13 protein-coding genes are annotated in these 14,868 nt (G+C 37.8%); 3 read left to right on the top strand and 10 right to left on the bottom strand.

Going from position 1 to position 14,868, the window contains the following annotated elements; all coding sequences use genetic code 11:
- The first annotated feature begins 71 nt into the window (after window positions 1–71).
- Window positions 72–1,067, top strand: coding sequence for an acyl-ACP desaturase (locus tag B3139_RS20830; protein ID WP_209578839.1), 996 nt, complete (start codon window positions 72–74; stop codon window positions 1,065–1,067).
- Window positions 1,068–1,121: 54 nt separating this feature from the next.
- Here B3139_RS20830 and B3139_RS20825 read toward each other — a convergent pair whose 3' ends face one another.
- The 10 genes from B3139_RS20825 to B3139_RS20780 all read right to left on the bottom strand — a co-directional run bounded on the left by B3139_RS20825 (window position 1,122) and on the right by B3139_RS20780 (window position 11,813).
- Entirely contained in the window at window positions 1,122–2,651 is a 1,530-nt protein-coding gene (locus B3139_RS20825) for a peptide MFS transporter (RefSeq protein WP_293885509.1), read from the bottom strand.
- A 54-nt stretch (window positions 2,652–2,705) separates the two neighbouring features.
- Window positions 2,706–4,478 carry a peptide MFS transporter gene (locus tag B3139_RS20820; RefSeq protein WP_293885507.1) on the bottom strand — a complete coding sequence of 591 codons (1,773 nt, stop codon included), beginning with the start codon at window positions 4,476–4,478 and terminating at the stop codon, window positions 2,706–2,708.
- A gap of 136 nt (window positions 4,479–4,614) precedes the next feature.
- Entirely contained in the window at window positions 4,615–4,944 is a 330-nt protein-coding gene (locus tag B3139_RS20815; RefSeq protein ID WP_070566095.1) for a helix-turn-helix domain-containing protein, read from the bottom strand.
- A 66-nt stretch (window positions 4,945–5,010) separates the two neighbouring features.
- Entirely contained in the window at window positions 5,011–6,381 is a 1,371-nt protein-coding gene (locus tag B3139_RS20810; protein WP_293885502.1) for a Mur ligase domain-containing protein, read from the bottom strand.
- Window positions 6,382–6,387: 6 nt separating this feature from the next.
- Window positions 6,388–7,227: a 50S ribosomal protein L11 methyltransferase gene (gene prmA / locus B3139_RS20805; RefSeq protein WP_293885501.1), complete on the bottom strand. Its 840-nt coding sequence runs from the start codon at window positions 7,225–7,227 to the stop codon at window positions 6,388–6,390.
- A gap of 9 nt (window positions 7,228–7,236) precedes the next feature.
- A complete protein-coding gene (gene tpiA / locus B3139_RS20800) occupies window positions 7,237–8,004 on the bottom strand; it encodes a triose-phosphate isomerase (protein ID WP_293885499.1) in 768 nt (255 codons plus the stop codon).
- Between the two features lie 11 nt (window positions 8,005–8,015).
- The gene (locus B3139_RS20795) at window positions 8,016–9,182 is read right to left on the bottom strand and encodes a putative sugar nucleotidyl transferase (RefSeq protein ID WP_293885497.1); all 1,167 of its coding nucleotides are present in this window, start codon (window positions 9,180–9,182) and stop codon (window positions 8,016–8,018) included.
- Between the two features lie 78 nt (window positions 9,183–9,260).
- Window positions 9,261–9,509 (bottom strand): type B 50S ribosomal protein L31, encoded by a 249-nt coding sequence (locus tag B3139_RS20790; protein ID WP_209578846.1) that lies wholly within the window; start codon window positions 9,507–9,509, stop codon window positions 9,261–9,263.
- A 473-nt stretch (window positions 9,510–9,982) separates the two neighbouring features.
- Complete coding sequence (locus B3139_RS20785) at window positions 9,983–10,627, bottom strand: carbohydrate-binding family 9-like protein (RefSeq protein WP_293885494.1); 645 nt, start codon at window positions 10,625–10,627, stop codon at window positions 9,983–9,985.
- Between the two features lie 79 nt (window positions 10,628–10,706).
- A complete protein-coding gene (locus tag B3139_RS20780; protein WP_293885492.1) occupies window positions 10,707–11,813 on the bottom strand; it encodes a phosphotransferase enzyme family protein in 1,107 nt (368 codons plus the stop codon).
- Between the two features lie 227 nt (window positions 11,814–12,040).
- Between B3139_RS20780 and B3139_RS20775 the strand changes: the two genes are divergently transcribed.
- Both B3139_RS20775 and B3139_RS20770 read left to right on the top strand, forming a co-directional pair.
- Entirely contained in the window at window positions 12,041–13,387 is a 1,347-nt protein-coding gene (locus tag B3139_RS20775; protein WP_293885490.1) for a Gfo/Idh/MocA family protein, read from the top strand.
- A gap of 142 nt (window positions 13,388–13,529) precedes the next feature.
- Complete coding sequence (locus B3139_RS20770) at window positions 13,530–14,822, top strand: hemolysin family protein (protein WP_293885489.1); 1,293 nt, start codon at window positions 13,530–13,532, stop codon at window positions 14,820–14,822.
- Window positions 14,823–14,868: the final 46 nt, after the last annotated feature.

The raw sequence follows: 14,868 nt of genomic DNA, 5'->3' as shown, positions 1-14,868 counted from the left end.
AATTTTGCCGTTTTAACAATTATAGTTAGCTTTTATAAATTATAGATGCTATTTAGTACCTTTGTAATAATATGCAAGAATTACCTCTAAATTTACCAGAAGGCTCACGTAAAGAAGTGATGGCCTATTTGGAACCGTTCATGCTCAATGAGATGAGCGAATACCTGAAGCCTGTTGAAGAAATGTGGCAACCTGCCGATTTTCTTCCGGATTCTTCTAGGGATACTTTTTTTGAGGAAGTAAGAGAGTTGCAGGAAAGTGCAAAAGAGCTCTCTTATGATTTGGTCGCTGTATTAGTTGGAGATACCATCACCGAAGAGGCTCTTCCGACTTATGAATCCTGGTTGACTATGGTAGAAGATGTCGACAAAAACGAGCAGGGAGGATGGATGAAATGGGTACGCGCTTGGACAGCTGAAGAAAATCGTCATGGTGATCTTTTGAACAAATACCTTTATTTGTCGGGTAGAATAGACATGCGCCAATTTGAAATGTCTACGCAATACCTTATTCAAGATGGTTTTGATATCGGTACTGGCGCTGACCCATACCGGAATTTTATTTATACTTCATTCCAGGAATTGGCAACCAATGTTTCCCATCGTCGTGTATCCGGCCTTTCCAAAAAAGGCGGCGATAAACTTTTGGCAAAAATGTGTGGTGTCATCGCCTCTGATGAAGCACGTCATGCCAAAGCCTATATGTCTTTTATTTCAAAAGCAATTACTGTAGATCCAAGTGAAGTCATGATCGCATTTGAAGACATGATGCGTAAAAAAATAGTTATGCCTGCCCAATTTTTAAGAGAAGCAGGCGAGCCTCAAGGAGAGGCGTTTGCGCATTTCTCTGACGCCGCCCAGCGGTTGGGGGTATATACAGCTTTGGACTACGTTGATATCTTAAAAGAGCTGAATAGTGAATGGAACATTGATCAGGTAACAGGACTGAATGATAAAGGGGAAAAAGCGAGAGATTATCTCCTAAAACTACCCGATCGTTTGATTAGACTGGCAGACCGTATGAAGGTTCCGGAAAAAGATTATAAATTCAAATGGATTTACGGATAACATAAAAAAAGNNCTTTTTTTATGTTATCCGTAACGAAGTTTCAAATCTTTCACTTACTTTACATTGCCCATCAATTTTCGTACAAATGGAGAGAGAGCGATAAGCACCACTCCCGCAATCAAAGAGTATAATCCCAATTGCTTATAACTGTCTGTATATGCTAACAATTTATCAGCTAATGAGCTTCCCTCCTTAGCTTCGGCCATACTTGCACCAATCAAACCAGCTACGTATTGTCCGTAAGCGCTAGCCAAGAACCACATTCCCATCATAATACCTTGCAATCGCGCTGGGGATAATTTTGTCATAATCGAAAGACCAATGGGTGAAAGACAGAGCTCTCCCACCGTGATGACGAGTAGCGCCAGCGTGAAGATATCCAATGACGCCATACCATTAAAAGCAAATAAGCGCGTAGCAAAGAGAACATAATATCCTAATCCCAAGAAAACAAAACCAAGACCAAACTTAATAATGGTGTTTGGCTCTAACTTGCGCTTACCCAACCAAATCCAGAAAAGACCAAAAAGAGGTGCTAATACGATAATAAATAGTGCTCCCCCGGAATTGTTAACACCATTCGGATCCAGCTTCATCACGCCTAACAAAGAATCATTCAGATGTTTTGCAGCAAAAATGCTCAATGACCCCCCACTCTGTTCATATATTCCCCAAAAAATAATAGAGAAAAGTATAAATACCAAAGCAGCAATCAATTTATTACGTTCCTCTGATGTCACTTTAGACATTTCATAGAAAAGATACAGCAGTGTCAAAGGGCCTATCGTATACATAAAATAGTCAGTATATTGCGTTTTTGACACCATAATCTGAACGATGGGAATAAAAATTAATGTCGCAGTATATACGCCATATTCTGCCCATTTTGGAAGTGCCTTTGTTTTGACAATCGCATCGGGATCCCCCGGCTGAAGTCCAATAGGGCCCAAATGTCTTTTGGTAAAATGAAAATTCACTAAACTTACCAGCATGCCTACTGCCGCCAAACCAAAAGCGACATTCCACCGATGCCCCTCAGAAATCAATGAGGCAAGCATATATCCCTTCCCGATAGCAACACAGATATACCCTCCTAAGAAAGCACCCAAATTTATTCCAGCATAAAATAATGAAAATCCTCCGTCTCGACGAACATCACCTTTTTTATACAATTCGCCCACCATCGTCGAAATATTAGGTTTAAAAAAACCAGTACCTATAATGATAAATGATAAACCAAAAAAGAAATATTTATGTGGGTCCCCTGCAAGAAAAAGACTTCCTACGATCATCAATAAACCACCCCAAAATAAAGACTTTCTAAAACCTAGGATTTTGTCTGCAAATAATCCACCAATGAATGTAAATGCATAGACAAACGCTTGTGTCGCCCCATACTGCAAATTTGCATCCTTCTCAGCAAAGTTTAGTTGGGTGATCATAAAGAACACCAACATACCGCGCATACCGTAGAAACAAAATCTTTCCCACATCTCGGAAAAGAATAAACTCCAGATTTGTTTTGGATACTTTCCTTCAAAATTTTGAATCTCTTCTAGCGACTCCCTTGTACTAACCTCCATACTAATTTATATTAATCAAAAAAGCTTCTTTCGTAGAAGAAGCTTATATAGTTATTATTTAATTCCGTGCATCAATCGCTTAATCAAAGGATTAAACAGCATTACTAGCAAGCCTGCCAAAGCTGGAATTGCAGTAAACAAGAAGAAAAAGTAGCTCAATGAGTGTTCCTCTTGAATGGTCTCTACCTGTCCCCCTAATACGGCCGCAACCTTCTGCGCAATGGCGATTGCTAAATACCAAATTCCAAACATAAAAGCAAGCATCCGTGCGGGCACTAATTTCGACACATAAGATAGACCTACAGGCGAAATAAATAATTCACCCAATGTATGGAACAAATAGGTTAGCACCAAAAATACCATCGAGATTTTAGTACCTTGACTTATCCCCAGTGATCCTAATCCAATAATTAAAAATCCAATAGCAACTAAGATCAGACCAAAGCCATATTTAAAAGCCGCAGAAGGATTGTATTTAGACTCCCAAATTTTGGATACAGAAGAAGCAAGTGCAATAATAAAAAATGAGTTTAGGATAGAAAACCAAGAGACTTTAATTTCTGACGCCTCCTTGTTAAATTCTTTATATAGCATCCAAATAGCAGCCCCCCAAATCAAACCAAAACAGATGAACAATACGATATTGGAGATCGCGATTTTATTCCAGGTTACTTTCGCCAATTTGATCAGAACCCAAGTAATAATTGAAAGGGGGACAATGGTTAACAAGCCGTTCACCACATTAAAAGTTGTTAATGCAGCCCCGCTAAGGACTCGATCAATGTTATCCCTTGCCACAATAACTAATGAAGTTGCTCCTTGTTCAAAACTCATAAAGAAGAATACCAGAAAAAAGGCCAGTAATACTACGGCAAACATACGGTCCCTAACCACTTTATCATAACGCAGTATGCGCGTAACAATCAGATATACAAAGAGAATCAACGCTACGATTACCATGATATACTGTCCTCTTAAAAATGGGGTATCCAAACGTGAGAATACATCCACAATACCATTCTTAGACAATGGATCATTAAAAGCATATACGAACCCAATAATAGAGACTACAGCTATCAATACGTAATCACGCAGGGTAAATGGATTTCTGGTATCGGTATCCTCAGTAACAACTTTATGCCCTTCAACCAAAGACTTACTCAAAACACCAAGATTGCCCATTAGCGGTTTTGCGAAAACGAACTGCAACGTTCCTAAAAGCATAAAGATACCAGCCAATCCAAATCCCCAGTGCCAACCATAGGTTTCGGCAATATATCCACATAACATCATGCCAAAGAAAGCACCAGCATTAACTCCCATGTAGAAAATGGTATAAGCACCATCTTTTTTCTCCGGCAGATCTTTATACATTTCTCCTAGAATAGAGGGCATGTTCGGTTTGAAAAAGCCTGTTCCTATAACTAGACAGACCAAACCAAGGAAAAACATAATGGAGGTATCAAAAGCCATGGCAGCATGCCCAAGCGTCATAATCGCTGATCCAATGATAACTGCTTTACGCGATCCAATATATTTATCTGCAATAATCCCTCCTAGAATAGGAGTTAAGTAGAGCATCATAGCATATGTACCATAAAGTGCCCCTGCTTGTTGAGCCGTCCAGGACCATCCCGAGAATGGACTACCTTGAATGACAGCCGCGGTTAGAAACTGCATTAAAAGTACTCGCATTCCGTAGAACGAAAAACGCTCCCACATCTCAGTAAAAAAAAGGACAAAGAGTCCCGAACGCTGTCCTAACACATTTGATTTAAAAAAATCAGTCGACGGGCTATTAGCAATATCCCCGTTTAATCTACCCATAAATAATCAACCTTTATTTTTTGATAAAATATTTACAAAGAAACAAAAACAAAATCACTTTTGACCAAAATAAAGTTGCATAAACAAAAAAAGGCAACCCTTTGGATTGCCTTTTCAGTAACAATTTTAATATGTCCTATCTCTTGTGCAATTGCTCATAAAGGTCAATAACTTTCTTCTGCAATTCAATTACTTCGCCATCGCGTTGTTGTAATTTTTGCGTCAAAGCATTCACCTCATTTACATATTCCTTATCTTCTTCAGAATCTGAAGTAGATAAAAGTTGAACAACTGTCAAATTGAATAATTTTGAGATTTGATTCAGGCGAGACAAATTTACATCTGTAATCCCTGTTTCAATTTTAGAAAATGCTGGGATTGAGATATCCAATCGCTTTGCAACATCCTCTTGACTCCACCCTTTTTGGTGTCTAAGTAATCTGATTTTTTTTCCTAATGCATTCATCTGGTAGATATTTTAAACAAAAATAATAAATTACAACTTAATTTACATTAAATTATATTTTTTTCTCTAAAAATCCCTAAAAAATCGATCAGCAAGCACCGATAGATTAACCCCATTATAATTATTTAAACTCATAAGAAGTAAATTGTACCCCTTTGACTTGACACCATCCAAAAAGGAATAGAGCCCCTCCAGACTTACAACAACCTCTAAATCAGGACTATTAAAACTATCCTTGATATTAATTGGGACACTTTCAATATCTTTATTAAGTTCTTTACAGGAATTTATATTCACGTAAACTACAGATACATCCGACTCTCTCATAGAGTTCGCATATTGTAACAAAAACGATGAATCTAGACTATCATACGAGTTTAATTCGATAATTGTAACCAATTTCTGATTAGGAAACTGCTCTTTTACGGCATGAATACTTGACTTGACTTTATCCGCGTTACACGCATAATCCTGATACACCACAGATCCTTCAGAACTTGCAACAAACTCCAAATAGCGGATCGAAGTATTAAAGCTTTTGATCGCTTCAAAGAATTCTTTCTTTTTAATTCCCAACCATTCACAAATTGTATACGCTCCTGCAATATTAGATAGGTTATGCTTACCGAAAACCTGCAATGGAACATCACCATCTGGCGTATTGATATACGTTACCCCTTTATTAATCGTATAATCAGGAATTTTATAACCATGTCTATTGATCTTACAATCTTTCGTATCTTGCAGAACTTTCTGTAAAACAAGATCTTCCTTATTATATATTAGCGTACCTTTAGGCGGAATAGAGTCAATAAAATCTTCAAATTGTTTAATATATTCCTCTTGGGATATTTTCGAATTAAACTCATTCCACATAATACCCGAAATCAGGGCTATGTTGGGTTTATAATACAGGAATTTAGACTTAGGGTCAATCTTAGATGAAACATATTCATCTCCTTCGATAATAATAATCTTATTATGTTTGGTGATATCTACCAACTTATCAAAGCCTCTTAGCTGCGCTCCTACTAAATAGTCAAATTCTTTTCCTAAAAATCGCATCACGTGCATGACCATGCTCGTGATCGTCGTCTTACCGTAACTTCCCGCAATAACTACTCTAATTTTATCTTGCGAAAGCTCTTGAATAAATTCTGGAAAAGAATAAATTTTAAGACCTAATGCTTGTGCCCGCTTTAGCTCGGGATTATCAGCTTGTGCATGAGCTCCCAAGATAACAGCATCGATATCCTCAGTCACTCTTTCGTCAAACCACCCGAGTTGATCAGGAAGTAACCCTGCTTCAATTAGATGAGAACGAGAAGGCTCCACGATCTGATCGTCTGAACCTGTTACTTGATGCCCTTGTTTTGCCAATGAAATAGCAAGGTTATGCATCACACTACCACCTACCGCTATAAAATGAATCCGCATAGTAAATTACCGCTTCACAAATTTGGCTGCACACCAATTGTTTAAAACCTTATTGGAGATAAACTCAAATCCTAATGATGTTGCTGCATCTATTAAGATTGGTAAATCTTCTTGCTCATAGAAACCACTTAAGTATAACTCTCCCCCTGTGTGGATACTCAACGCATATTGTGGCAATTGCTCTAACAAGATATTACGATTAATATTTGCTAAAATTACATCAAAGCTCCGACCTTCCAATAGCTCGTAAGATCCACAGAGAGCCTGAATATGCTCAACATGATTAAGCGCTCTATTTTCAATTACACTTTCCACACAAATTTCATCATAATCTACCGCCAATACAGCATCAGCTCCCTTCTTTGATGCCAGAATTGCTAGGATCCCTGTACCACAACCCATGTCCAAAACTTGCTTTCTACTAAAGTCATTCTCCAAAATATATTGGAGCATCATCGATGTTGTTTGATGGTGACCTGTTCCAAAAGACATCTTGGGGTCTATAATAATTTCGTATGGAAATTCCGTTCTTGCTGCATGAAAAGTGGCGCGCACGTAGCATTGTCCACCAACCTCAATTGGGTTAAAGTTACTTTCCCAAAGTTTATTCCAATTCTGATTTTCTATTTCCTGCACTTTATAATCGACCTCTAGGCCTTCATACAGTTGCATCATCAACGTCTCTAACGCCTGCAAGTCAAGATTTGCAGCCGGAATATAGGCTGCAAATCCAGATTCGGTATCCTCAAAAGTATCAAAGCCAATATCAGCTAAATCAGATATCAACAAATCCTTTTGCCACTCTTCACCTGATCGCATTTGAAAGATAACCTCTATGTATTTCATTTCTAAAAATTAGCCGTTAAATACTTTAGCGATATCAATAAAATCTCTTGATTTTAAAGATGCTCCTCCAATCAAACCACCGTCGATATCTGCCTGAGCAAATAGCTCTTTCGCATTGCCAGGATTACAAGATCCTCCATAAAGAATACTCGTATCATCAGCAACCTCCTGACCATAGTGATCAGCAAGAACCTTACGGATGAAATTATGCACCTCTTGTGCTTGCTCCGGACTCGCTGTTAACCCCGTACCAATAGCCCATACAGGTTCATAAGCTAAGACTACTGCTCCAAACGCTTCTTTCGACAAGTGGAACAAGCCTGCAGTCAATTGTGTTTTAATCACATCGAAGAAAGCACCAGATTCACGTTCTTCCTTTGTTTCTCCAATACAAAAAATTGGAGTTAAGCTATGTTTCAGAGCAATATCTACTTTTGATGCCAATAATGCATCTGTTTCACCAAAATAAGCACGTCTTTCGGAATGGCCTAAAATAACATGTGAAGCACCGACTGATTTTACTTGTGAAGCTGAAATTTCACCTGTATAGGCTCCAGACTCAGCTTGATGAATATTCTGTGCACCGATATTTACATTTGCCACATTTTTAGACAATTGTCCGAGACTTGACAAATGTATAAATGGGCTGCAAACAACCAATTCTTGATTTCCAATCACTTCATCTTTGGCCATATTGATAATTTCGGAAAATAAACTTAATCCTGATTGATAGTCCAAATTCATTTTCCAATTACCAGCTACGATTTTTCTACGCATGATTTTACGATTTAATTATATTTCTTGTTAAGTTGAATCAATTTATCTTTTATCTGCTCTGTGAGCACCTTCCCTTTCGAAGCATATAAAGCCTCTAAATATGCTATGAATTTATCAAATTCATAGGTCTCTGTACGCCCTCCAAACACCCAGGCAAATGACGGTACAAATTTAGCATAAAAACTTGTATCTGCCAGCATGCTTGCAAGACCAATTACAGTACCCGTATTTAAAGCCGAATTAATGCCGATACGTGTATAATCACCGATAAATGATCCACATTTTAACAGCCCCGTATCCCTGTCGCGATTTAATGCATAATCATAAATAGCGACCGTTTTCAAGTTATTCTTTAGATTAGAATTGGACGTTCCTGCCCCCAGATTACACCAATCCCCGATAACTGAGCAGCCTAGATAACCATGATGCCCCTTAGCCGAAAAGTCACCAATAACCGAATTACCGATCTCTCCACCGACCACCGCGTGCTCTCCCACGGAAACATTACCATAAATGGTAGTTCCCATTTTTACAACCGATCCTCTCCCAAGGTATAAAGGACCACGTAAATGAGCTCCTTCCATGATTGTAACACCTTCATCAATATATATTGGACCGTGAAGTGAATTAAGTGTTGCACATTCCATGCTAACATTATGCGCAATAAAAATATGATTACCCAGCAGTTGATTTGTTTCAGATATGCATGGCAACTTAACATCTTCAATCAACAAATTAAAATCCCTTGTTATTTCTGGACCATTCAATAAAAATAGGTCTTCGACTCCTTTTAAAATACTAACATCACATCCTATTTCCGTTACGCGGTAAAAGCCAGTACAGGTATAACGATAACATAACACATAGCCATCCTGCACCAGTACTTCACCAATATCCATTTTTTTTAACGCTTCCATTAATGCAGTTGAAGGAACAAGATTTTCGGATACAAATATAAGCCCTTCCTCATGATCCCAGTTGGCAACGAACTGAACACTATATGTCGAACCTATCTTTTTCCATTTTTCTCGTAAAGTGAGCACACCGACCCGCAGATCCAAGCAAGATTTAATGAAAGTGAGTGGATAAAGAGTCTTTTTATTGAAAGTAGTCAAATTGGAGGTAAGCCTATCCAACGTCTGGATAGCATCAAAGCAGTCGGTAAAGAAGATTTTCACAACCTAAAAATAATAAAAAAAACTCGACAAATCATATTTATCGAGTTTTTAATATTGTAATATACAGATCTGCTACAATTATTTTTTGTTGTAACGGCTACGGAATTTGTCGATACGACCGGCAGTATCAACCAATTTCATTTTACCTGTATAGAAAGGGTGTGATGTGTGAGAGATCTCTAGTTTTACAACTGGATACTCATTACCATCTTCCCATGTGATAGTTTCTTTAGTATCAACACAAGATTTTGTAATAAAAGCATAGTCATTTGACATATCTTTAAATACAACTAATCTGTAATTTGAAGGATGCAAATCTTTTTTCATTATTATTATGATTACGTATATTCAATTATTGAGGTGCAAAGATAACTTATAAAAATGTAATTTACAACAATTACCAAGAATAATTAGTTGATTTTTTTCACATTTTCATTAACAGCACTCATCAAGGTCACAAAGGTAACATTCTTTAATCTAACCAAAGAATAATTTTGTTTACCGACTCCCAAACCCAACACAAAACATTAATAAATAGAATTTTATGTAACACAAAATTAAATTAGATAAAAAATTTCCGCTTATATTTTGATACTAAAAACGCTAGGCTTATCATTGAATGAAGCGTTTATTCCAAAGTGACAAAGATGAAAAGTGACAATGGGGATATGTCCTGCCATTTACACTACAGATTTCGAGACAATTGCTACATCAGACGCCAAATAGCATAACCGTGTCAAACAAAATTCTTGGTTAAAAAGCTGGCGCGAAAAAAAATGGCCCGGAGTTAGATTCCACGCCTAACCAAAAACCATTTCGCCAAAGAATTGAGGCAGATGGAAATTAGGAGCTGGGTTTTCTATTTTATTCCAGGAGATAAAATGTGGCTGTTTGAGGTGATCACCACATTTATAGAAATTACCATGAATTATTTTACCTTTCAAGTTTACAAGTTCGTCAAACTTAAATATAGAAAGCGGAATTACCTCAATCATCGTCCATCGCTTATCACTACCATTACGCATTATTAAGGAAAAGGTACGAACCTTTTCTATCTCACTCGTATCTAACCTATTTCTTGCTGCTTTTTCGGCAGTACCATAACCGATCAATCCAGTTCCAATTAAATTAAATTCTAAGTTGTAATAATGCTTACAACCATCAAATGACACAAAAAATTCCACACAACTGTCTTCCCATACATTCTGATTGGCTTCAGAATAGTGGCCGCGAAGCTGTTCTTCGATGACCTCATATTGCAATACTAGGTACTCCGCTGTGTAACCAATTTTAAATTGTACTTCGGGTTTGTATGGGAAGGATTCGCTCCAATTGTTATAACTCAGCGACTGCGTTTCGAGATCACTCATGAGCTCTGACAAGGTCTTATAATCAAGATCCTTTGTCAAATCAGCTGCAATAGGCAAAATAGTCAATTTCTTCATTCAACTCTGTTTTTTTTGGAAAAAAAAAGCTTCGTCTACTTGACAGAAGCTTACAAATATGATTAAAGGTATAAAATTGTTAAATGCAATCAAAAACAACCTTACGCATAAATGCTTCATTCCTTTCCATCTCCTCTACCAGCTTCAGTTGTGTGTTTGTACGCACGAGATTGTGATCCTCGTACTTTGTTTTGTAATAATGGTCGCCTTCCAAATAGTCAGTCAAAAAACGTACGCCCTGCATAAAAGGCAATAAAAAAGCCCCATCTACCAATGTTTCTTTTTCCATAGTCGTCAAAAAGTCATTCGCTTCTTCGAGATAACCTTCCGCATAAGCTTTATACAAAGCCAAATTAAGGCTAATTTTAGACACATCGGTTTCATCTTCCGCAACAGGATTTATAATCGTCCGAATAGCATCACCGAAGTCGTATGCAACATATCCAGGCATTACCGTATCCAAATCTATCACGCATTGCATTTTATCATGATGATCCAAGAGCACATTATTAAACTTGGTATCATTATGGGTTATGCGCAGGGGAAGTTTACCCTTGCTACCTAGTTGAAGAATGGTCTGCATGCGATCTTCGCGGCTAAAGATAAAATCTAATCTGTCTTTCACCAATGCTACGCGTTTACAGGTGTCTTTAGCGATCGCTTTCCGAAGATTTTCAAGTCTAAAATCTATATTATGAAAGTTAGGAAGAACTTCAACGATCAGTGACGCATCCAAATCTGACAACTGCTTTTGGAAAAGACCAAAAGCACGCCCGCCCTCCGCTGCTTGAAATTCAGTTTCAACAATATCATAACTCTTCGTATCTTCAATTAGGATAAACATACGCCAATAATTTCCACGGTCATCTTGGATATACAAATTCCCGTCTATCGTCGGGACAATGGTTAATACGTGATCGCTGACTCTTTTGCCCTTTGCGACTTTAACTTTTTCGCTAAGATGCTTGGTAACTAGCGCTATATTGTGCATTAGTCCATCCACATTAGGAAAAACATGGTGATTAATCCGTTGCAATAAGTACGATACCTGGGTATTTTCAGTAGTAATTACACGATAAGTATCATTGATATGACCAGAACCAAATGGTTGAACCGAAATGATATCTCCTTCTAATGTGAATTGTTTTGCCGCGCGCTCTATTACTAATTGGTTAAAATCAGACATTAAACTATGTTTTTAAATCATCAATGTGCTTGCAATATCACAAATTGAATTAATAAATGATAATTTTTATTTCAATCAAACGTTTGCATGAAATTTATTAAAATTAAGCAAACGTTTGCACATTCATTTATCGCAAATGAAATAATATATTTGTTTAGAATAGCCAGTCCAACAGACTGTTTTAATAAGTAAATAACTAATATACAAACTCCCTATATCTCAAAACAATGGATAGAAGAAATTTCATAAGATCGACTGCCATCACTACAGCTGGAATCGGTGTCCTTTCAAGTACAGACTTATTTGCCCAAACAAATGGTAAGATAAAAATTGGCTTTATTGGCGTAGGTCTTCGAGGACGTAATCATGTGCAAATTGCGCTAAATAGAGATGATCTAGAAATTGTGGCGATCTGTGACACTCAAGAAGAATCTTTAGCCCAATGCCGTAAACAATTTAATGCAAAGGGAACCAAACTTCCAAAAGAATATACGGGCGGTAAAGAGGCTTACAAAAAGATGTTAAGCAACGAAAACTTAGATGCCGTTATTATTGCCACTCCTTGGCAGTTCCACAAAGACCAAGCTATTGACGCAATGAAGGCAGGATTATATGTAGGGTGTGAGGTTATTGCCGGTTTAACTGTGCAAGATCATTGGGACGTTGTTAAAGCTTCCGAAGAAACCGGAAAACCTTACATGACATTAGAAAATGTAGCGTTTCGGCGCGATGTACTTGCTGTATTAAACATGCATAGACAAGGGCTTTTCGGTGAATTATTACATCTTGAAGGGGGCTATCAACATGATTTACGTGAAGTGCTTTTCAACGACGGAAAAAATTATTACGGTCAAGGTGTCGAGTATGGCCCAAAAGCAATTTCAGAGGCGCAATGGCGCACACAATTCAACATCGACCAAGACGGCGATCTTTACCCTACACACGGATTAGGCCCAATCATGCAATTTGTAGACATCAACAAAGGAAACAGATTCACTCATATTACTTCTTACTCAAGTAAAGCGCGTGGATTGGCTGCGTATGTCAATAAAGTTTCCCCAGGACACCCTAATGGTAAGATCAATTACAAAAATGGGGACATCACACAAACGATGTTACAATGTGCGAATGGAGAAACCATGTTATTGACGCATGACACACACTTACCAAGACCCTATTCTATCGGTTTTCGCGTACAAGGAACAGATGGGATTTGGATGGATGTTGCCAAAGGCATACATATCGAAGGTAAATCTAAACCGCACACTTGGGATTCTGCAGACGAATGGGTAAAGAAATATGACCACCCAATTTGGAAAAAATATGAAGAATTAGCAAATGGTTCTGGTCATGGCGGAATGGATTGGTTTGTATTCAATGCGTTCATTCAATCCGTGAAACAAAAGGTACAGACTCCAATTGATGTATACGATTCTGTGACCATGAGTGCAGTATTTCCCTTATCTACCGAATCTATTGCGAAAGGAAATAAGACGTTGGAATTCCCTGATTTCACGAAAGGAAAATGGAAAACGAAGAAAAACACCTTTATGTTAGATGATAGTGGAATGTAATTAGAAAGACACACTTACTATTAAAAAAGCCGTATTGGAAGAAATACGGCTTTTTTTATGAATGCTCCACATAATCATAATAATCCTACTATTTAGCTGGTCTTTTCCGTAAATTAGCCCTAGTAAAAACTTTCAACTCATTATGCTTACCGAAGCAATTATTATTTTAGCCCTGATTATTCTAAATGGAATACTGTCGGCATCAGAAATATCCATCGTATCCAGCAGAAAAGCAAGATTACAGGCCGAAAGCGATAAAAATAATGCAGCAGCCAAAATAGCGTTAAGTCTAAAAGAATCGCCAAACAGCTTTCTGTCTACTGTACAAATAGGTATTACGCTTATCGGGATATTAACAGGATTTTTTTCTGGTGGCAGTATATCATCGTACTTAGTAGAAGTCTTCAATAAATCGAGTATTATCGCTCCATACAGCGAGCAGCTCGCTGTAATTATTGTTGTATTTATTATTACCTATTTTTCATTGGTACTTGGGGAGCTAGTACCCAAACGCATAGGTATGGCCATTCCAGAAAAGTATGCCATGCTTATTTCTTATCCGATGAATCTGCTCAGCAAAATCGTTCGGCCATTTGTGTGGTTACTAAGCATGTCAACAGAGTTTATCGTCAAAATCCTTAATATTAAAAGCAGCGGTAATAGCGTCACGGAAGAAGAAATAAAAGCCCTGGTAGATGAGGGTGTGGATAGTGGAGTCATTGAAGGAATCGAACACGATATCGTGGACCGTCTGTTAAGTTTAGGGGACAAAAAAGCGGTTAACCTCATGACTCACCGTAAAAATATTGTGTTCTTGGACCTCGCAGAATCCTTTGAAGAAAACCGCAAGATTATACTAGACAATGATTATTCCATCTATCCTGTCTGTGAAGGTGGACTTGATAACATTAAAGGAGTTGTTCATGTAAAATCATTACTTCGACAATGTCTCCAAAATGAGCCTTTTGACCTAAGAGTCCTTATGTTGCCCATCAAATTTGTGAACGAGTTTAGTTCCTCCTACAGTATCATGAATACCTTGCGGACATCTAGTATTCATCAAGCGGTCGTCATAGACGAGTATGGGTCACCTCAAGGAATCATTACGCTACGGGATATTGTTGGTGATTTGGTAGGCAACATTGCAGAAAGCGATATCAGTGTCCGTCCAACAATACGTCAATTAGAAAATGGAGACTATGTTGTCGATGGACAATATCAGATCGAAACCCTTTTGGATGAATTTGAGATAGGCCTTTCTGAAGAAGATGAAAATGAGATTAGTAATGTCACTACCGTAGGTGGCTTAGTGTTCCTCCGGTTAGATCATGTACCCGAAGAAGGGGAACGTATCCAATTTAAAAACCTAATTTTTGAAGTGCTTGATATGGATGGACACCGCATCGATAAACTATTGATGAAACTGACAGACTAGATCTGAATATTCCAAATACCTATTATCTAAAAAGAAGCGTGAGCTG

Origin of the sequence: Sphingobacterium sp. UBA1498 (genome assembly GCF_002325125.1) — a bacterium.
Lineage (GTDB): Bacteria > Bacteroidota > Bacteroidia > Sphingobacteriales > Sphingobacteriaceae > Sphingobacterium.
This window is presented reverse-complemented; position numbering and strand designations above follow the sequence as displayed.